The organism is Bacillus sp. mrc49, assembly GCF_002803435.1.
The window spans coordinates 1-20,018 of record NZ_PHNG01000785.1 but is presented as its reverse complement, the minus strand read 5'-3'; the positions used below and the strand labels follow the sequence as shown (position 1 = coordinate 20,018).

24 protein-coding genes and 1 pseudogene are annotated in these 20,018 nt (G+C 43.8%); 20 read left to right on the top strand and 5 right to left on the bottom strand.

Going from position 1 to position 20,018, the window contains the following annotated elements:
- The first annotated feature begins 29 nt into the window (after positions 1-29).
- Positions 30-1,202 carry an 8-amino-7-oxononanoate synthase gene (gene bioF / locus CVN76_RS24730; RefSeq protein ID WP_100533432.1) on the top strand — a complete coding sequence of 391 codons (1,173 nt, stop codon included), beginning with the start codon at positions 30-32 and terminating at the stop codon, positions 1,200-1,202.
- A 42-nt stretch (positions 1,203-1,244) separates the two neighbouring features.
- A complete protein-coding gene (bioB, locus tag CVN76_RS24725) occupies positions 1,245-2,237 on the top strand; it encodes a biotin synthase BioB (RefSeq protein WP_100533431.1) in 993 nt (330 codons plus the stop codon).
- A gap of 58 nt (positions 2,238-2,295) precedes the next feature.
- On the opposite strand, the gene CVN76_RS24720 is transcribed toward bioB, so the two are convergent.
- On the bottom strand, positions 2,296-3,201 hold the full coding sequence (locus tag CVN76_RS24720; protein WP_100533430.1) for a helix-turn-helix transcriptional regulator: 906 nt from the start codon (positions 3,199-3,201) through the stop codon (positions 2,296-2,298).
- A 156-nt stretch (positions 3,202-3,357) separates the two neighbouring features.
- On the opposite strand from CVN76_RS24720, the gene modA reads away from it, so the two are divergent.
- Together modA and CVN76_RS24710 are read left to right on the top strand one after the other, a co-directional pair.
- Positions 3,358-4,155 carry a molybdate ABC transporter substrate-binding protein gene (gene modA / locus CVN76_RS24715; RefSeq protein WP_100533429.1) on the top strand — a complete coding sequence of 266 codons (798 nt, stop codon included), beginning with the start codon at positions 3,358-3,360 and terminating at the stop codon, positions 4,153-4,155.
- A gap of 430 nt (positions 4,156-4,585) precedes the next feature.
- Complete coding sequence (locus CVN76_RS24710; protein ID WP_100533428.1) at positions 4,586-5,155, top strand: dihydrofolate reductase family protein; 570 nt, start codon at positions 4,586-4,588, stop codon at positions 5,153-5,155.
- A 111-nt stretch (positions 5,156-5,266) separates the two neighbouring features.
- On the opposite strand, the gene CVN76_RS24705 is transcribed toward CVN76_RS24710, so the two are convergent.
- Entirely contained in the window at positions 5,267-5,770 is a 504-nt protein-coding gene (locus CVN76_RS24705; protein ID WP_100533427.1) for a VanZ family protein, read from the bottom strand.
- Between the two features lie 208 nt (positions 5,771-5,978).
- Between CVN76_RS24705 and CVN76_RS24700 the strand changes: the two genes are divergently transcribed.
- The 11 genes from CVN76_RS24700 to CVN76_RS24650 all read left to right on the top strand — a co-directional run bounded on the left by CVN76_RS24700 (position 5,979) and on the right by CVN76_RS24650 (position 14,439).
- Positions 5,979-6,317, top strand: a complete 339-nt coding sequence (locus CVN76_RS24700; protein WP_232732465.1) for a hypothetical protein — start codon at positions 5,979-5,981, stop codon at positions 6,315-6,317.
- A gap of 41 nt (positions 6,318-6,358) precedes the next feature.
- On the top strand, positions 6,359-6,859 hold the full coding sequence (locus tag CVN76_RS24695) for a hypothetical protein (protein ID WP_100533426.1): 501 nt from the start codon (positions 6,359-6,361) through the stop codon (positions 6,857-6,859).
- 33 nt (positions 6,860-6,892) lie between these two features.
- Positions 6,893-7,444: a GrpB family protein gene (locus tag CVN76_RS24690; RefSeq protein WP_100533425.1), complete on the top strand. Its 552-nt coding sequence runs from the start codon at positions 6,893-6,895 to the stop codon at positions 7,442-7,444.
- Positions 7,428-8,894, top strand: a complete 1,467-nt coding sequence (locus CVN76_RS24685; RefSeq protein WP_100533424.1) for an amidase family protein — start codon at positions 7,428-7,430, stop codon at positions 8,892-8,894. Before CVN76_RS24690 ends, CVN76_RS24685 begins: the two co-directional genes overlap by 17 nt.
- A gap of 31 nt (positions 8,895-8,925) precedes the next feature.
- Positions 8,926-9,438: a GrpB family protein gene (locus CVN76_RS24680; RefSeq protein ID WP_100533423.1), complete on the top strand. Its 513-nt coding sequence runs from the start codon at positions 8,926-8,928 to the stop codon at positions 9,436-9,438.
- A gap of 42 nt (positions 9,439-9,480) precedes the next feature.
- The gene (locus CVN76_RS24675) at positions 9,481-10,233 is read left to right on the top strand and encodes an AAA family ATPase (RefSeq protein ID WP_100533422.1); all 753 of its coding nucleotides are present in this window, start codon (positions 9,481-9,483) and stop codon (positions 10,231-10,233) included.
- A gap of 83 nt (positions 10,234-10,316) precedes the next feature.
- The gene (locus CVN76_RS24670; protein WP_100533421.1) at positions 10,317-11,138 is read left to right on the top strand and encodes an SDR family oxidoreductase; all 822 of its coding nucleotides are present in this window, start codon (positions 10,317-10,319) and stop codon (positions 11,136-11,138) included.
- A 161-nt stretch (positions 11,139-11,299) separates the two neighbouring features.
- Positions 11,300-11,680, top strand: coding sequence for a GntR family transcriptional regulator (locus CVN76_RS24665; protein WP_100533420.1), 381 nt, complete (start codon positions 11,300-11,302; stop codon positions 11,678-11,680).
- Complete coding sequence (locus CVN76_RS24660) at positions 11,677-12,363, top strand: ABC transporter ATP-binding protein (protein ID WP_100533419.1); 687 nt, start codon at positions 11,677-11,679, stop codon at positions 12,361-12,363. Before CVN76_RS24665 ends, CVN76_RS24660 begins: the two co-directional genes overlap by 4 nt.
- On the top strand, positions 12,360-13,193 hold the full coding sequence (locus CVN76_RS24655; protein ID WP_100533418.1) for a hypothetical protein: 834 nt from the start codon (positions 12,360-12,362) through the stop codon (positions 13,191-13,193). The genes CVN76_RS24660 and CVN76_RS24655 overlap by 4 nt, the downstream gene beginning before the upstream one ends.
- A gap of 28 nt (positions 13,194-13,221) precedes the next feature.
- On the top strand, positions 13,222-14,439 hold the full coding sequence (locus CVN76_RS24650) for a hypothetical protein (protein WP_100533417.1): 1,218 nt from the start codon (positions 13,222-13,224) through the stop codon (positions 14,437-14,439).
- 146 nt (positions 14,440-14,585) lie between these two features.
- On the opposite strand, the gene CVN76_RS24645 is transcribed toward CVN76_RS24650, so the two are convergent.
- Together CVN76_RS24645 and CVN76_RS24640 are read right to left on the bottom strand one after the other, a co-directional pair.
- Entirely contained in the window at positions 14,586-15,785 is a 1,200-nt protein-coding gene (locus tag CVN76_RS24645; RefSeq protein WP_061142692.1) for an MFS transporter, read from the bottom strand.
- Positions 15,786-15,797: 12 nt separating this feature from the next.
- Positions 15,798-16,238 carry a MarR family winged helix-turn-helix transcriptional regulator gene (locus tag CVN76_RS24640; protein WP_100533416.1) on the bottom strand — a complete coding sequence of 147 codons (441 nt, stop codon included), beginning with the start codon at positions 16,236-16,238 and terminating at the stop codon, positions 15,798-15,800.
- 146 nt (positions 16,239-16,384) lie between these two features.
- Here CVN76_RS24640 and CVN76_RS24635 point away from each other — a divergent pair, with 146 nt between their 5' ends.
- Complete coding sequence (locus tag CVN76_RS24635) at positions 16,385-16,738, top strand: hypothetical protein (protein ID WP_100533415.1); 354 nt, start codon at positions 16,385-16,387, stop codon at positions 16,736-16,738.
- A gap of 321 nt (positions 16,739-17,059) precedes the next feature.
- Entirely contained in the window at positions 17,060-17,455 is a 396-nt protein-coding gene (locus CVN76_RS24630) for a VOC family protein (RefSeq protein WP_100533414.1), read from the top strand.
- Positions 17,456-17,489: 34 nt separating this feature from the next.
- Here the strand turns inward: CVN76_RS24630 and CVN76_RS24625 are convergent, their stop codons facing one another.
- Complete coding sequence (locus CVN76_RS24625; protein ID WP_100533413.1) at positions 17,490-18,116, bottom strand: DUF6944 family repetitive protein; 627 nt, start codon at positions 18,114-18,116, stop codon at positions 17,490-17,492.
- A 143-nt stretch (positions 18,117-18,259) separates the two neighbouring features.
- Here CVN76_RS24625 and CVN76_RS24620 point away from each other — a divergent pair, with 143 nt between their 5' ends.
- The 3 genes and pseudogenes from CVN76_RS24620 to CVN76_RS24610 all read left to right on the top strand — a co-directional run.
- Positions 18,260-18,727 (top strand): DUF4306 domain-containing protein, encoded by a 468-nt coding sequence (locus tag CVN76_RS24620; protein ID WP_232732464.1) that lies wholly within the window; start codon positions 18,260-18,262, stop codon positions 18,725-18,727.
- Between the two features lie 212 nt (positions 18,728-18,939).
- The gene (locus tag CVN76_RS24615) at positions 18,940-19,587 is read left to right on the top strand and encodes a pentapeptide repeat-containing protein (RefSeq protein ID WP_100533411.1); all 648 of its coding nucleotides are present in this window, start codon (positions 18,940-18,942) and stop codon (positions 19,585-19,587) included.
- A 170-nt stretch (positions 19,588-19,757) separates the two neighbouring features.
- A pseudogene (locus tag CVN76_RS24610) lies at positions 19,758-20,018 on the top strand (glyoxalase); the annotation flags it as partial.

The following is a 20,018-nucleotide window of genomic DNA, read 5'->3' as shown; positions in this document are numbered from 1 at the left end:
CGATCGGTGAGTGATGAGGATCATGCAGGATGATTTGGGATCAGGAACTGGCAGCGCTAAAAGAAAAGGGACTATATCGGCAATTACAATCGGTTGAAACACTGAAAGAAGATGGACAGGCTTTGGTGAATGGACGGAAAATGTTGATGTTCGCTTCCAATAATTATTTAGGACTTGCCCAAGATCAACGAGTGAAGGAGGCGTCGGTACAGGCGACCGCAAGATTCGGGGCAGGTTCGACAGGCTCAAGATTGACCACTGGCCATTCCATCATCCATGGGAACCTCGAAAGAAAACTGGCACAATTCAAGCAAACGGAAGCGGCGATCGTGATGAATACGGGATATATGGCGAATATGGCCGTATTGACGACCATAGTAGGCAAGGGCGATCTCATTTTATCGGATGAAAGGAATCATGCGAGCATCATCGATGGCTGCCGTCTATCACGTGCGGAAACGGTGATATACAGCCACGCTGATCTAGCCGATTTGGAAATGAAGCTGCAGAGCAATCGGGGCTACAAGAAAACCTTGATCGTAACCGATGGCGTCTTCTCGATGGATGGTGATATTGCTCCGCTTCCTGGCATCATTGATCTTGCCGAACGATATGGCTCCTTACTCATGGTGGATGATGCACACGCGACTGGTGTGCTAGGCAAGGATGGCAGGGGAACGTCCGAACATTTTGGATTGAAGGGGAAGGTGGATATCGAGATGGGGACACTATCCAAAGCGATCGGAGCGGAGGGTGGGTTCATTGCCGGAAGCAGGTCATTGATAGACTATCTCTTAAATAAAGCCAGGCCATTCATTTTCTCTACCGCATTATCGCCAGGTGTAGTGGCCAGTGCATTGGCTGCGGTCGATATCATCCTGACCGAACCTGAACGCAGAGTGCGCCTTCAAAACATGAGTCGGCGGCTTTATGACGAATTAACCTCCTTAGGGTACACGGTGACAGGGGGAGATACACCAATTATCGGCATCATTTGCGGCGAACCGGAACAAGCCACAATCCTTTCGAAGGAATTACATACGTACGGAATTTATGCACCAGCGATTCGCCCCCCAACAGTGCCGATTGGAACTTCCCGCATTCGGCTCACCTTAATGGCCGGACACCGGGAGCCACATATCGATCACGTGATATCTGCGTTCAAAGCAATCCGCTCCACTATAAAGATGATAGGGACATGATGGCTGCCTGCTATAAAAGTTAACGGAAATGAGGAATTGGATATGGAAACATTAGCAATTGATTGGAAGGTGCTCGCCGAAAGCGTGATCAAGGGGTACAAAGTGACGGCCGAAGAGGCTTTATCCATCGTACAAGCCCCAGATGAAGAAATTCTGGAAATCTTGAATGCTGCTTACCTCATACGCAGGCATCATTATGGGAATAAGGTCAAATTGAATATGATCATCAACACGAAATCGGGCCTATGTCCCGAAGATTGCGGCTATTGCTCACAGTCCATCGTCTCCGAGGCTCCAATCGATAAATATGCGTGGCTGACGAAAGAGAAGATTGTCGAGGGTGCGCAAGAATCAATCCGCCGTAAAGCGGGTACGTATTGCATCGTTGCTTCAGGGCGGCGTCCAACCAACAGGGAAATAGATCATGTCATTGAAGCCGTGAAGGAAATCCGCGGAACGACCGATCTTAAGATTTGCTGCTGCCTTGGCTTCCTGAATGAGGAGCATGCCGGGAAGCTGGCAGCTGCCGGGGTTCATCGCTATAATCACAACCTGAATACATCACAGGAAAACTACGGCAAAATTACATCGACGCACACATATGAGGACAGGGTGGATACAGTCGAAGCCGTGAAGGAAGCAGGCATGTCACCATGCTCGGGTGCCATTTTCGGTATGGGGGAATCCGAAACGGAGGCCGTGGAAATCGCCCTTTCCCTTCGCGGTCTGGATGCGGACTCGATTCCTTGTAATTTCCTCAATGCCATTGACGGTACGCCGCTTGAGGGAACTTCCGAGCTGACCCCCACTACATGCTTGAAATTGATTTCAATGATGAGATTCGTTAATCCAAGTAAAGAAATCCGTCTCGCCGGCGGTCGTGAAATCAATCTCCGTTCGATGCAGCCCATGGCCCTTTACGCAGCCAATTCCATTTTTGTCGGTGATTATTTAACGACAGCTGGTCAAGAACCGACTGCAGATTGGGGCATCATCGAAGATCTGGGGTTTGAAATTGAAGAATGTGCCCTTTAATATGAGATGATCTCACGGATAGAAAAAAGGAAGGCCGCTGTTACAGTAGCCTTCCTCTTTAAAATGTCTCGTGAATGACGGAGCCTGTCCGCGAAATATCATAATCACCTAAAGCATCGATTTCCGCTTGAAACGGAATCGAGGTTACTATCGTTTTGACGGCAGTGATCAGATCCTCGTTTGTTGGAGTTTTTAATATAACAAGGTCGTAGCGTTCCGTTATCAATGGGACGAAGTCGACGCCAACCAGTTTAGCCGCCTTTTCGATTCCAACACCCACGTCCGCAGCCCCGGATGAAACGGCCGATGCGACACTTAAATGGTTGGTTTCCTCGTTTTCATAGCCTTTAAGGCTTTTAGCAGAAATCTTGTTGATCCGTAACTGCTCATCAAGGAGGATCCTTGCGCCAGATCCCCTCTCCCTATTGATGAAGGTCAGCTTGTCATTGGTTAAATCCGTCCAGGCGGCGAGATTGAAGGGATTCCCTTTTTTTACGTATAAGCCTGCCTTCCTTGAAAGGAGGTTAAGCAAAATGTAGGGATAACCTACCAAGATTTTTTTTATATAAGGAAGATTGTATTCTCCTGTATCACCATCGAACATATGCAAGCTCACGATATCGGCTTCGCCATTGTACATGGAAATCAGTCCGTTTAGGCTTCCTTTGTGGGACCGCAATGCCTTATGGCCGGAATTTTTTTCGATGTACTGCCCAAGTAAATCCAGCACCATGTCCTGCCCGCTGATGACAAGGGGGGAGGCATCTTTTGCTTCGGGCGCTGAATAGGCTGGGGACTTGCTGTCGGCGATATATTTCTCCAAATCCTTGGCATCCATCCTCATTTGCCTGCCAACGCGGAATACAGGCAGTTCCCCTTTTTTAACAAGATCATAGATCGTCAATTTAGATACTTTCAATAGCTGTGCGACTTCTTCGATTGTATAAGATAGCTCTTGCGGCATGTGCATCCCTCCCTCCACATTGTAGCTTAGTGACCTTTCAAAAGTAAATTGTCAAAGAAAGGGGATTGATTAAAACCCTAAATTCGTTTTATACTATTTATAACCAGTTATAATTAGATATAACTAGTTATAAATAGGGTGAAAGGAAGATTGGTTTTGAAAAAATTACATTTCTTGATTTTTGCAATCATGCTGCTTGTGATGATCGGTACGGGCTGTTCGAATGATGAAGGGAAAAACAAGCCACAAAAAGACGGCGATCAAGTCGAATTGACGGTTTCCGCGGCTGTTAGCTTGCAGGATGCTTTAACGGATATAAAGGCAGCTTTTGAAAAGGACCACCCAAATGTGAAGGTCAATTATAACTTTGGGGCCTCAGGAGCGCTTCAGCAACAAATTTCCCAAGGTGCACCTGTTGACCTGTTCTTCTCGGCCGCGGAAGATAAATTCGAAAAATTAGTCGATGAAGATCTCATCGATGAGAAAAATGGGATCGACTTAGTCGGCAATAAGCTGGTGCTCGTCGTTCCGAAGGATTCCGATAAGCAATTGGGATCGATCGAAGACCTAACCAAGGCAGATAAAATTTCCATCGGAACGCCCGAGTCTGTACCGGCTGGACAGTATGCCAAACAAACATTGGAAAACATGAATCTCTGGAAAGAGATTGAAGGCAAAGTCGTTTACGGCAAGGATGTCAGACAAGTGCTCACATATGTGGAAACGGGGAATGTCGACGCTGGACTCGTTTATAAAACGGATGCACTGAGCTCATCTAAAGTTAAGATGGTCGCAACGGCTAAGGAAGATCTGCACGATCCAATCATCTATCCGGTAGGATTGATCAATGACCAAAAACATGCCAAAGAAGCAAAACAATTCTATGACTACCTCCAAACGCCAGCAGCCATGAAAACCTTTGAAAAATACGGATTTGAAGATTTGAATGGATGAGCAGTTAGCCGGCACAATCCACTCCTTCTATAATAAGAGCCGCCAATTTGGCGGCTTTTTATTATGGCTTTTTCATCAAAGCCGATTGGAACAAAATACGAAACACCGCTGGAAGAACCCGCCCAAGGGAAACACACGGACCAAAAGGCGCTTGAGGGGGCACGGTCCCTGGACACTCACTGAAACGAAACGTCTAAGACCGAACCGTCCTAACCTGTCGGCGATCAGTCGTTCTTTTTTCGAAGCTTTGAAGTGCTCTTTCAGGGCCATTCTTTATTTTTTGGCTCTTTTATAGAAAACGGGGGATGTTTGATACGTCCCTCATTACTTGTTATAATCGAATAAGAACAGATATTCGGGTGCGGTAAGTGTGCAGCTCATTCAATGGGGCAGAAGAAGCGAGATCTGAATGACAAAAGGAGGAAGAATGATGTCCAATGACGGGAAACGAAGAAGAGTGATTTTAGATTTAGCCGTTACCTTAGATGGTTTTATCGAAGGGAAAAATGGCGAAGTCGACTGGTGCATCATGGACCCTGATATGGGGTTCACGAATTTCCTGAATCAAATAGATGCCATTTTATATGGCAGGAAAAGCTACGATCTATGGGGACAGTATATTCCTGAGAAGCAAGACGCTGATGCTGAAAAAGAAATTTGGGATTTGATTCATCATAAAGAGAAATATGTGTTTTCCAGAACACAAATGAAGTCTGATGATCAAGCAATATTCATTAATGAAAATATTTTGGAAAAAGTAACTGAATTGAAGAATAAGCCTGGTAAAGACATCTGGCTGTATGGCGGAGCCAGCCTCATTACAACCTTCATGAATTTAGGGCTTGTGGATGAATTCAGATTATCGATCCACCCTGTTATTTTGGGAGAAGGAAAACCGATGTTCATTGATATAAAACAGAGGGTGGACTTGAAATGGGTCAATACAAGAACGTTCGCATCCGGCGTCGTGCAACTCATTTACCATGGGAATGGCCATTAAAATAAGGATAGAGTTATTTCAAGAAGAAAGGGAAACCGTCACATAGTGGGTTTCCCATCTTTATTATAAAAATGGATAGTGGAGGAGTCTTGAAAATCAATAGGCAACGATTCATTTTCCTGGGGCATGGTCGCGAATGGGGCGGTTGTTTTTCGTTTTGATGAAGACGTGAACCAGCTTAATCGGCAAGTATCCGATAACCCCGCCAAGCGTATTCAGGATTAAATCATCGATATCAAAACTGCCTAATTCAAATAAAAGCTGAAGAACCTCATAGGTGAAACTTAAACCGAATGTGGCAAAAACGATTGATCGAAGCCTTGTTATCCTTTTCGATAGTAAAGGCAGCAGGAAGCCAAAAGGTATGAACCCAACGATATTGCCGGCTATGTTTTCAATCCGGATGGATGTGTTGATATTCTCTACGAAGATGTACTGGAAAATGGTTTTAAAAGGGATGAAGTTATGGGAACCCCAATAGCGCCCATTGAAATTGATTCGAATATGATCATTCATATCGATGATCGAGATGTATTTGAACAGAATTAGCTTTGTCAGGATCAATAGATAAAGAAACATACATAATGATAAGACCGCTTTAACCAAAATTTTCATGCTGGACCCCTAGAGTAATATGATTTAATACAATTCTACCCTTTATTTCAAATAATGTTAATGTTTATATGAAAATATAACTAGATAAAGAGATATGAGATTTTTATTTACTTAAATCAATCGTTCAAAAAGATTCAATTGAAATATTTTCCAATTATTGTTAATATTTTTATTAAGATCGCCCCTTTTATTAAGGAGGGATAATGAAGTGGAGGAAGCGATCATGGACTATCTGATTGCATTTTTTTTGATGGTTGGTTTCACCTATGGTCTTATTAGACAAATTGGGCAATGCGTCAGAATCAGGGGCGGAAAGGGAAACGGACATGCTTCTTACAAGAGAATCGTCATCGGAAACGATTTGGCATGCCTATCTTATGCGGGTTTCCTTGTTTTTTATATGTTGAATCTTTTATTAGGATTAAGGATGATGCCGGCTGGAATCTTTACAAGCGAGAATACTAGTTTTAGCTGTTTTAGCTTCCTGGCCATTTTTTTAATCGCTAAATTTGGGGTTATTCCAAAAGAAATGAAACATGTTGAATGAAGAAGTTGGGTAACAAATACATAGTCGAGAAAAGGGGATATATGAAGAAAATTTCGCTTACCCTGCTAATTGCATGCATATCGCTCAGCGTTCTTTTGAGTTTTGCCGTGCCTGGTTTCGCCAGCAAAATGAAAGGCAATTTTAGCTCGATGAAAATCATTTATTCATACAGCGTCACGAAGTCATTTTCTGAAAGAACCCACGAAACGATCCAAATAACATCCGTCCCATCAGGAGAGGTAGAGACAAAGGATATCCACGTCCGCATGGATGCCAAGCTTGAGAATACTCCGCTTAATATTCAAGCGGTAGTGAGGGAGAGCCTGAATAAGCCGGAGGAATCCAGCTATACATCCACATTTGCGGGACCCGCAAAAGGATTTTCTCAGAGGCATTATTATCTTACGAAGAATTATGATAAAGGAAGATACACCGTCATTCGAACGAATAAAATGACCGGAGCGGAAAAGGTGTATGACGGCACTTACTATGAACCAAGTGCACAGGATCCACTCGTCAACTGGTCGCGTGATGAAAAGTGACCGCTTACATCATATCAAAAGCAGGTGGGTTTATTGGAAATCAACATCGAGGATTATAACCCGAAATGGGTTAGCGAATTCGAGCAGGAAAAAACGAGGATACTGACAGTGTTACACGGCCATCGTCTATATATGGAGCATATTGGCAGTACCTCCGTCAAAGGATTGGCAGCAAAACCGGTGTTGGATATGATGGCTGGTGTCCGGCACTTGGACGAGGTGGAACCGTTCATCGAGCCCTTGAAGTCGATTGGGTATGAATTTGTCTCACATAAGGAGTTTCCCGAAAGGCGTTTTTTTAGAAAAGGTCAATGGAGGGCGGGTACCCATCATTTACATATCTATAAAATCGGAAGCGAACAGTGGAAGGATCAACTTTCATCCAGGGATTATTTAATCGCACATCCTGAGGTGCGAAAACAATATCAGCAATTGAAGCAGGGCTTAGCCGAAAAGCATTCAAATGACAGGACGAGTTACACGGAGGCAAAAGCTCCGTTTATCCAAGCTGTCCTGAAGAAAGCGAAAGAGGAAGTACCCCATCCGCAAGCAGAGGGGACCAATGTCGATGACGATACCATTTAAAGAGTTTTTCAAAGAAGAGCTAACGATAGGTGAGATACAATCCGCCTTGGAAAAAGGAGACATAACAGCAAAAGAGCTGACCATGTATTATATGTTTCGGATCGCCAACTTTGATCAAGATGGCCCAAAACTGAACTCCATCCTTGAGATCAATCCCGATGCCATCTTCATTGCTGAAGCATTGGATCATGAACGAGCATCCAAGGGAGCCAGAGGACCATTGCATGGCATCCCCATTTTATTGAAGGATAATATCGAAACGAATGATAAGATGCATACGAGTGCCGGGGCGATTGCGCTTGAGAATTATAACAGCAACGAGGATGCATTTCTTGTTAAAAAGCTTCGTGAAGCAGGAGCCGTTATCCTCGGTAAGACGAATATGACCGAGCTGTCGAATGGGATGTCTTATGAAATGTGGGCCGGATACAGTTCACGAGGCGGACAAGTATTGAACCCATATGGGGATGCGAACCTTTATGTGGGCGGGTCCAGTTCAGGATCGGCAGTGGCGGCTGCTGCGAATTTCACGGTATTATCTGTAGGCACTGAAACGGACGCCTCCATCTTAAGTCCAGCTATAACCAATTCCGTAGTGGGGGTTAAACCGACCGTCGGCCTGGTGAGCCGTAGGGGAATCATCCCTTTCACCTATTCACAGGACACGGCAGGTCCGATGGCAAGAACTGTCACCGATGCTGCGATTTTATTGGGAACGTTAGCGGGCGTGGATGAGCTTGACCCTGCGACACATAAAAGCGCAGGGAGGCTGGTATCGGATTATACGGAATATTTAGATCGAAACGGTTTAAGGAATGCCAAAATCGGGGTATACAATCGGGCACATGACGAGTTTTATGCATCAGCTGAATATGACGAAAGCTTATTTAAGGATGTTGTTCGAACCTTGAAGGATGAAGGGGCCATCGTCAATGAAGCTATAGACATACCCACAATCAATCGCGAATGGAGCTGGGCCGTTTCTTTATATGAGCTAAAGGCTAGCTTGGATCATTTCCTTTCGAGGCTACCGCCGCACATACCGGTTCATTCCATTTCGGAATTAATTGCATTCAATAAGAACATAGGCGAGCGGGCATTGAAATATGGGCAAAATAAATTGGAAAATAGAGAAAGCCTGACCAATACGTTAAGAAATCCTGATTACTTGAATGCCAAACTGGAAGACATCTATTTTTCTCAGGAACAGGGCATTGATTTTACCTTGAAGAAGTATGATTTGGATGCCATTCTTTTTCCTTCTTATATAGGCTCCACCATTTGTGCCAAAGCAGGGTACCCTTCCATTGCCATGCCTGCAGGATTCATGAAAAGCGGCAGGCCGTTTGGGGTGACTTTCGCTGGCACCGCTTATAGTGATGGGAGATTAATAAAACTCGCATATGCCTATGAACAGGCTACCAAGCACAGACGAAAGCCAAACCTATGACCAGCATCGTTGGACGGAAAGGGAGGTTTATATGAGAAGAGTCGAGGTCGTTGCACATAAGCAGGAGTGGCGCGTATTATTCGGGGATGAATGCGTACGTTTAAGGGCCATATTCGGCGCTGAAATGATGGAAGTATCTCATATTGGCAGTACGGCCATTCCGGCCATCCACGCCAAGCCTGTCATAGATATGTTGGCAGTGGTTCGGAACATCGATCATGTCGCTGAATTTAATGAAGCGATGGGAAGGATTGGCTATAAGGCAAGGGGAGAGAATGGCATCGCTGGGCGAAGGTTTTTCAGTAAGGGCGGAGATGAGCGGTCACATCATGTGCATATGTTTCAAGCTGGTCATGAGGATATTGCAAGGCATCTTGCTTTTCGGGATTATATGCTGGCGCACCAGGATGAAGCTCAAATGTATAGTCAGCTCGAGCTAAGGTTGGCAGCCGAATTCCCAACCGATATTCAGGAATACGTCAACGGGAAACATGCGTTCATCAAGATGATTGATGAAAGGGCGAAACGTTGGGCATGTGACTGAGAAGTTTTTTGAAAAAGATTTTTGGAATAGGAGGTGACTGAGATGAAGTTACATCATGATACACAATACATCAGGGGCATGTACCTGAATCGGGAGTGCATTTCTTCTTATGACTTTTTCCCGCTTAATCTGCCGGTTATTAAGCATCTTCGAGAATTGGCTTTCCATCCGAATGTAACCTATGTTGTCGGGGAAAATGGCATGGGGAAGTCGACTTTGCTTGAAGGAATTGCGATTGCGTATGGCTTCAATCCAGAGGGCGGGACGTTGAATTTCAATTTTTCCAATTATGATTCGCACTCCAACTTGGACGAATACCTCCGTTTGAAAAAGGGCGTGTATAAACCGCAGGACCATTTTTTCTTTAGGGCAGAAACCTTTTATAATTTAGCCACGAATATAGAAGAACTGGACAGGGAGGCGCTTGGGCCGAAAATCATTGATTCCTACGGTGGAAAGTCGCTGCATCAACAATCACACGGTGAATCGTTTTTCGCGGCTTTCGTAGAGCGGTTTCAAGGCAATGGGTTGTATATCCTTGATGAGCCTGAGGCTGCTTTGTCACCATTAAGGCAAATGTCGATGCTCGCCAGGATCAACGAGCTTGTCAATCAAGGGTCCCAGTTCATCATTTCCACCCATTCCCCGGTCCTCATGGCGTATCCAGATGCAAACATCCTCCAAATTACAGAGTCTGGAATCAATGAAGTGGCACTGGAGGAAACAGAGCACTATTTGTTAATGAAACAGTTTTTTGAAGATAAAGATCGGCTGCTGCATCACCTGTTTCAATAAATATCGTCACATATTTTAGTCCGTCCATGGAAAATCTAGCACCATGATACCCATTTTTGCCGATCATAGGAAGGGTGAAACACATGATTTTAATTACAGGTTCGACCGGCAACGTAGGAAAGGAAGTAGTGAGGGAGCTGCAATCCGAAGGTATTCCGTTCGTAACGGCAAGCCATCGGAGCGGTCACGGTGACCGTTATTTGAACTTTGAGGATGCCTCTTCGTTTACCGGAGCTTTACAGGGAATCGACTCCGTCTTTTTGATGCGCCCTCCGCATCTTGCTGATGTTAATAAGTATTTTCGTCCGTTCATAGAAGAGGCGGTCAAGCAGAATGTGAAACACATCGTATTTCTTTCCGTGCTCGGGGCGGACAAGAACAAAATCGTCCCTCATGCCAAAATTGAAAAAGTCATCTTGGAATCCAATATCCCCTATACATTTCTGCGCCCGAGTTTCTTTATGCAGAACCTGCTTACGGAGCATGGTGAAGAATTAAGGGAGAAGCACGAGATATATGTTCCGGCGGGCAAAGGAAAAACGAGCTTCATCGATGTCCGTGATATAGGCGTGGCTGCCATGAAGACGTTGATCCATGAAGAGCATCGAGGGAAAGCTTATGACTTAACTGGGAATGAAGCCTTATCGTATCAAGAGGTAGCCGAAATATTCAGTGAGATAACAGGGGAAAGCTTCACTTATTCCAATCCAAGCATTCTTGAATTCTGGAAAACATACCGAAAAAAAGGGATGAGCAATGACAAAATCGTCGTAATGGTAGGGATATACACGACCGCGAAAATCGGTTTCGCGAAACGGGTGACAAAAGATTTACATGCTATATTGGGACATGCCCCGATTACCGTTGAACAATTTGTCAAGGATAGTATAGACATATTGAAATAGCAGCAAAAACCCCGAGTGCCTGGCATTCGGGGTTTTTGCTGAAAAAAATTATGTTGACAGATAAGGTGTATTACGAGTATAGTACATCTATAAAGTGTATGAACTACATAGTACATACACACATTGCAGCTAATAAGACTTTACAAATAGGAGGTGGTTTTATGAACGTTAATACCCGGGAACCGGTATATTTACAAGTCGTTCGTCATTTTAAAGAGCAAATAGCCATCGGCAATTTTGTGGCTGGACAGGAGATTCCCTCCCGAAGAGAGCTGGCTGCTACATTGAACATAAATCCTAATACTGCACAAAAAGCGTATAAAGAAATGGAGGAACAGGGCTTGATTCATACTGAACGTAATTTTCCCAGTCAAATCACTACGAATGAACCGGTATTACAGGCTGTGAGGCAGGAACTGATCTTGGAAGCCGTCGATTCTTTTGTCGATGCGATCCGTCCGATTAATGTGCCAGTCGATGAGTTGCTTCGTGTCGTGAAAGAAAAATACTCGGAAGAAATCAGGGAGGAGGAAGGAAAATGATCGAGGTAAAACGAGTTTCCAAAAAATATGGCCGCAAAAAAATATTGGATGGTGTGTCCTTTACCGCCAATAAAGGCGAAGTCACCTGTCTGATCGGGATAAACGGGGTCGGAAAAACGACTACACTCAAAGCAATCATGGGCTTGACGCCATATAAAGGGGAAATCCTGATCGATGGTCAACAAATGACAAAGGACAGCTATGAAAAAATCACCTTCATTCCGGACGCTCCGACGATGCTTCCGCAAATGACGGTCAAACAGGCAATGGTGTTCATGGAGGATTTCTATCTTTCATGGAATCAGGAAAGAGCCCTTCAATTGCTCGAATTCTTCAAGCTGAAAGAGGAAAGCCGCATTTCGGAATTGTCCAAAGGAAATACAGCTAAGCTTAACCTGATGCTCGGGCTGTCCCTTGACGTGGATTATGTCCTTATGGATGAACCGTTTTCCGGAATCGATATATTCAGCCGCGAGCAGATCGCCAATGTTTTTGCGAGCCATCTCATTGAGGACAGGGGCGTCATCATCACGACCCATGAAATCGGTGATATCGAGCATTTGATCGACAAAGTCATTTTATTGGATAACGGGACGGTGCTTAAGGAATTCAATACGGAAGAAATGCGTGAAGAAGAAGGGAAATCGGTAGTCGACGTAATGAGAGAGGTGTATCAAGCATGATGCGTTATATAAAGCTAGTCAATTTCGAAATCAACCGTTTTAGTAAAATTTATCTTACTCTATTGCTGATCACCGTCCTTTCGCAATTTGCCGGGGTACTGATCGTAACGAAAAATCTTCTTAATAATGCCAAGGATATCATGCTGCAGGAAAAGCTAACGGAAGCCGCTTATCTTAGTGAATATGGAGGCATTGATTTTACCCATATCGCCAATACCCTTTGGTTTCTAGGCCCGATTGCGTTAAGCGCCGTTGCTCTCATTTTTTACATTTTTTTAATCTGGTATCGTGATTGGTTCGGCAAGAACACATTCATCTATCGCCTCTTGATGTTACCGACATCCAGATTATCAATCTATCTTTCCAAAGCTACGGCCATCTTCCTGATGGTATTGGGATTGATCGCCTGGCAGCTTATCCTATTACCGATGGAAAATGCGCTATTCAATTCAAGCGTGCCGCAAGCGTTCTTGAATATGGAAATGTCAACTTCCTCCATAGCTGCAGCAAATCAGGTACTGATGCTGATCATCCCGAGCACCTTCAAGGACTTCCTGTTTTCCTATTGCATCGGCCTTATGATCATGTCGGTCGCATTCACCGCAATCATGTTTGAACGAAGTTTCCGCTTGAAAGGCATTCTATTGGCAATAGTGTATGCCGGTATTGCTGCTGTGCTGTTTTTAACGCCTATTTTTATACATGAAAGTGAAACTTTCCATTTTTACTCGAATGAATTATTCGGTCTTCTGCTCATACTAGCAATCATAGTGACAGGAGTATCAATTTGGCTTGGTTCATGGTTATTGAAGAACCGCGTAACCGTATAAAAACAATCAAAAAAGGAGAGTGAACAAGGTGAAACGTTATTTATGCAGCATCATCATCAGCTTGGTTGTCCTCTTAAGCATCGGGACCTATTATGTAGCTTCCTCTGCTTCCGGCCTGCCAACTTATACATTCAAGACGATTGAAGGCAGTGAAAAAGTGCTTGATCCTGTCATCGTACATGCAACGCTCGAAAAAAATAGTTATACCTATCTACCGTTGACGATTGAATCCAATATAACCACATATGGCAGCAATCGTTCATTCTGGTCTGAAACATTTGATGTTTCAATTGAACGATTGATAAAGGAACATCGTTCATTCATGCGCGGGAAGGACTTTATTGATTCATTTTATGAGGACGATGATTTCCTCGCTTATGCCGCGGTTAATAGCAAATATACGAATAGCGGGAAAATGGAAGCGGAATTTGATATTGGTGTACTGGAGAAGAAAGACGAAGATCAAACGTCCTTCCGAATCGACCTTCCCCATCAAGAGAGATTAATGAATACGGAAATCAAGGATGTGCAGCTAATTCATTCGAAACTACAGGTTGTGACGATGAATGATGTGGATTCAAACGATGATAAGCAAACGAAAGAGGTTCATCTGTATACGATCGATTTAGCTAAGAAAAAGATTGTGAACGACAAAACTCTTGTCTCTGAAACCTTTACGTACCCGAATCAAGTGGACCTTGTGATGCCGGTGGATGCATCACCTTCAAAGCCAAGAAACCTGATGGTATTTTCCATGATTAAAGGCGTAAATCATGAGGAACGTGAATTTGAGGAAAAGCTAAAGGAAAGCAAGCTGTTCACTTATCAATATGACACGGAAAAATTAACAACGGTTAAGGGATCCAAAAAAGAATCGTTTAATCTTGGCGTGGCAAGATCCGGCTATACGGATGGGAAAAGTCTATACGCACTTGATGATAAGTCCAGTACGTATCATCTGAAGACGTTTGACATAAGTAGTGAAGCGTTAACGAATGATATGGAGCTGGATTTGGCGGTTAATAAAAAGGCACAAAGCTACGTTGAAGTTAAGAATGGGCGTGTGTACATCCTATTAGGCGAAGAAGTGGATCAAGACGTTATAACATATAAGCCCGCCCAACTGCTTATTGCCGATTTAAAGACTGGAAAGACTTTATATAAAGGGGAAACGGTCATGCACGCAACTGATAAAAAGAGCAACACAAAAATCGGATTCTATATTAATCACTTGGAAGTTAAATAATGAAGCGAAAGGTCCCCTCATTAATGAAGGGACCTTTCATTTTGGGTTCGACCTCATCAGGCAAAATGGCTGTATCCCACTTCTCTCCATCTAAGGTGAACGTATAAAAAAGGGCTGGGAATGAAATCATTCCCGGCCCTTTTGTCTTAAGCTGAAGCGATTGTTGCTCTTGCTGCACGTTCTTTCCGACCATGCAGGAAGAAGTACAGGACGGAAGTTGCGATGACCGCGACGCCTAGAATGACATAGAGCGTACTGTAGCCTGTGATTGGAATGATGAAACCAAGAATATATGGGCCGAACCCAAGACCTGCATCTAACATGATAAAGAAGGTCGAGGTCGCCATTCCCATACGGTGAGGCGGTGTCAGTTTAACAGCAATCGCCTGCGAGCTTGATTGCATATTACCGAAGCCAAGGCCGATGAGGAAGCCAGCCGCCAATAAAGTGAAGCTATTGGTCGTAATGCTTAGAAGCAGCAAACCTGCACCAAATATCATGAAAGCCGGATACATGATGAAGTTCGCTCCTCTCCGGTCCATTAAGGGTCCAGAGAAAGGACGTGATACCAATACAGCTACAGCATAAATGACAAAGAAGAAGCTTGCCGTATTGACCAGGTCGATTTCAATGGCGTAAAAACTGATGAAAGAAAGGACGCTGGAATAGCAGAATGCCAATATTAAAGTGATCAATGAGATGGGCAGTGCTTTTGGTTCGATAAAGTTGGAAAGCTTGAACCCTTTGCTTTCTGCCGCTTTTGCAGTTCCTTTCAAAGCCGGTACATACAGGAAGAATGCTGTGACCAGACTGATCAGCCCTAAGGCCAGGCAGAAACTGAAAATCACTTGGAAGCTTGTGTGCTGAGCCATATATAGACCGATGAAGGGTCCGATTGCCGTTGCAAGTGTCGCGCTCATGCTGTAATAGCCGATGCCCTCGCCTTTACGTGTTGCCGGAATGATTTGGGCGACGATCGTTCCTGTCGCGGTACTGGCCATGCCCATCGCCATCCCATGGATCAGGCGGTTAACAAGCAGGAAGCCGATTCCGAGATCGACAAAATATAGAATGGTCGTCAACGTAAAAAAGATCAACCCGATGAATAACGTTTTCTTACGGCCGATTGAATCGATGAAACGGCCAATGAACAAACGTCCGATCAATGTCCCGATTATGAAGATACCTGATATGAGTCCAGCTTGGCTTGTAGATGCATTCAATTCATTTACAGCATAGATGGCAAGTGTCACCATCAATAAATAAAAGATTAATGTTATGAAAAAATTAATGGATGAGACGATGATGAAATCTTTCGTCCATAGGTTTGGTCTGGATTGTTCCATTTTATGATCTCCTTACTTTAAGATGTTATTTCTTATTTCTCCCATGATGCGTATCGCTGCGAGTTGTTCCTCTTCAGTGATTCCTTCCAGGATGTCCTGTTCATAATGGTCGATCGTTGCACGGACTTCGTTGTATATCTTTGTGCCGAGCTCCGTAAGCCGCATCCTTTTCTCGCGCCGATCCTTGCTTGGTACATGCTCGACATACCCCAATTCTTCCAAGCGGGTGATGGTCCTCGTAATCGTGGGCTTTTCAACGCTTTGATAATTGGCAAGTTCCACAAGCGTTGCCGATTCATAATTGAATAAGCAATGCAGAATGGACCATTGCGCCCTGTGTAAATCATGCTTGTTCAGCTGGATATTAAGATTATTTTCAAACGGGCGGTACAGCTGTAAAAGTTGCTGAAAGAATTTTTGGTAAGTCTTTATAGGAAACACCTCTTTTATCATTATATAGTTACCTTGAGTAATTGTTACCCTGAGTAACTATAATAGCAGAATTAATCTATTATGTCCAATCGGATTGGTATTATTTAAGCAAACAAGGTTATTTATCAGGGGAAGAGGGAAAATAGGAATGGGAGTTGATATAGGACATGTATAAATCGATCATTGCATTGGTTGCTTCAGCAGCCATGCTGACTGCTTGCAATAGTGACTTGGCGAATGAAAAGGAAAAGCCGTCGGAAAATGAACAGCAAAAGGAAACGAAAGCGGGCCCTGAAAAAAATAAATGGTCCTCCTTGCCCGAATACGACGAAATTATCGAGCAGATCGGCGAGAAAGACTATACACTCAATAAGGAAACGGATAACGATGATAAACGTGTATTCCTGATTGAATTAAACGGGGAAAAACAATATAAAACCATTTTTATCAAAAGAACCAATCGACTGAAAATCATCGAAATAAATGGCAACGGTGAAGTCTATGATAAAATCATCCAATAAAAACCGCCCCGACTTTAAAAAAAGACCAAATTATATCAATTCAACCGGAAATAAATGGTCCATCAGTACGTATAATTCGTCCGATAGAGTGGAAGTCGACCCAATCACGGGATAATTCGTCCGATAGAGTGGAGAATTCGACCGAATGGGAAGATAATTCGTCCCCCAAATCAAAAAATCGTCCGATAAAGCAAATAATTCGTCCCAACTAGGAATTTTTCATAGTCGGCGCGACCGGATTCGAGTATAGTGAATGCAACCGACTAGAGGGGAGTGGCACCAGTCACTCCTCTTTTTGATGGTTTAATGGGAGGGATGACATTGTCAGAGGGGTTCATTCATCATATTGAGCTTTACGTTTCAGATTTGAGACGGTCCATTGGTTTCTGGGGCTGGTTTTTGGAGGAAATGGGTTATGAGCCATATCAGGAGTGGGAAATCGGGAAGAGCTGGCGATTAGCGGAAATGTATATCGTTTTTGTTCAAGCGAAGGAGAAGCATTTGGATCTTCCCTATCATAGAGGAAGGGTCGGTCTTAACCATCTTGCCTTTCATGCTTCGTCTCGTCAGCAGGTTGATGAGATGACGATGAAATTGAGGGATAGGGGAGTACCCGTCTTGTATGGGGACAAGCATCCGTTTGCCGGCGGAGGGGATCACTATGCGGTATATTTCGAAGATCCTGATAGGATGAAGGTCGAACTCGTCGGCCCTTGACTGCTTTGAACGGCGGCGGGAAGCAGGTTATCCATCAAAAATTGGCATAGCTGTACCGGGATAGATGCTCATCACCTTCGGGTTCAGGACGATAAAAGGCGTCGATTAAGATAAAGGCACCGGCGACCTGGGCCCAGCTGCCAAGCAAGAGGATTTGCTCTCCCATCCGGCGTTTTTCATTTAGAATGAAGATATTTCCGATTGACTCAAAAAAAGAACCTGCTGCAATCAAAGCATTTCCTTTCATTTCAAGCGAGCGTGAAATGGAATTCTCCGAAAGAAAGGCACCGAATGCTTCAAAAGCGGCTCCTAGACCTTGGATGCCGCTGCCGAGAGCATCCGTTTTCGTCCCCTCCTCATCTGAGCCATTCAGCTGCATATTGATTCCCACTGCATTTGCGGTGTTACCCGCAGCCTCAAGCCAGGCGCCTAAAATGAAATAGGTTTCGGAAATTTCATTTTCCGGCTCCAGCATTTTCGTTCGTCCGATTGCTTGCAGGGAATTTGCGAAGGCTTCAATGCCATTCCCTTTTAATACCAAGTCCTTTCCGAGGTTCGTTCCCGTTAACGTTTGCTGGGTTTGACCGATTGCACCTGTGAGTGTGCCGATGCCCAGTAACCATGCTCCTGAAATAAGGAGGTCATCTCCATGAGTGATCATATCTCTAACGCTCCTTAAAAGTGGTTACATTATAATATTCAGGAGGCAGTGTTTGTTTACATATTGCTTGAACACACGATTCGGGCTCCGATTATATGAAAATGAACCAATTATTGGTATAATGTCAGCTGGAGGAGATGGAATTGACTTTTAACTATTTTACACAAATGATAATCGCTGCATTTTTCTTTATGCTTTTTTCATTTTGTGCCTGGTATGAGGGCAGCGAAATACTGGATAACCATTGGGAATGGAAGCATTCAACGTTTTTTTCGGATCACGTAATCGATGCCGATGATATTTCGGATTTGGACCATTTCGTTTATGCCGCTAAATTCAGACCGTTATTTCCGGTGCTTATGATATTGACCGCTTCGTACATCATCATGCTGACGGGCCATCGTCTTTTCAAAACGAGCATAACAAAAAACGCTTTATTTCTGTCCGGCTTCGGAGCTCTATTTTTGTTTGCAAGCGGTATTGTTTCCAATTCGCCGACCATAGGGGGAGGTATCTTTCAAGCCATATTTTTGATAGGCGGAATGCTCTTGATACTTGCGGCGGCCCTATGTTACTTTTGGTTGCCAAAAGGGTTCAAGACAGAAAGATAAGGTTTCCTGGCTGCCAAGAAAGGCAGCTTTTTATTTGCCAGCAAAACGAGCGGGATGGACACAAATTAACGGAAAATAATAGCCCTTCACGCGAAATTCTTAGTTTGAACTCCACGTACATCTCATTTATAGTTAAGTCTGAATGAAGGGGAAGGGTAGTCCTTTCAAAGGACGCTGCTCGTCATTCATGAAAAAAGTGAAAAGGTGATACTATGCCAGGCAAATTCAAAATTGAACAGCCCAAGATCGAAAAAGAGTTACCCCAAGGAAACTTTCAGGAAATTTATTATAAAGATGAGCCATATCTTGATGCCTGTATCATCACCAATTGTACGATTGATCGCGAAAAAATCGACAAAATCGTATTATCACAGGTGATTTTTAAAAATGTGACATTCAGCGATGTATCGTTCAGGAATATTGAGCTGACGGATGTGATTTTTGACCATTGTGACTTGACCAATGCCGATTTCATGGCTGGTTCGATTCATCGTGTCGAATTCAAGGATTCGAAATTACTGGGAATAAACCTGTCCGATGCCAGTTTAGGAAATGTCCAATTCGATAGCTGCAACTTGAATTTAAGTGCCTTCGGTTATGCATCATTAAAACAAGTGAAATTCGCTCATTGCTCATTGGAAAGCGCAGATTTTTATGAGTGTACGTTCAAGAAAGTGATGTTCGATGCCTGCAGATTGAATGAAGTGAATTTTTCCCGGACGCCACTTAAAGGAATCGACCTTAGCAGTTCCACCTTCCAAAGGCTGACCGTATCCTTGGAGGATCTAAACGGCTGCGAGGTTTCCCCGGATCAAGCGATAGGCTTTGCTTCCATGCTCGGACTGAAAATCAAAGAGTGACCTATAATGGGTCATTTATATGAACTCAGTGGATCGCCAATTTGGTGGTCCTTTTTTTTTGCGGGGTGCGGCCATGAATATATTGTTTATGTAAATAAATCATGCAGAATGTTTCCACAAATTAAGGTTTGCTTTACAATATTTGTTAGGTAGGTTGAAGGGGGTCAACGATGATTATCAATAAGGTCACTTTATACAGTCATGTCTTGGATGAAATGCGGGATTTTTATGTAGGTGAGTTAGGGTTCGAGTTACACTCACTAACCGATGATGGTTTTGCCATTAAGGTGGGGGAGAGTGTGCTGGAGATGAAAAGCTATCATCTCCAAGATAAGCCCTTTTATCATTTTGCCATAAACATTCCGACGAATTTATTTACCTCGGCAAAAAAATGGGCAAAGTCCAAGGTAGAGTTAATGAAGGAAGATGGT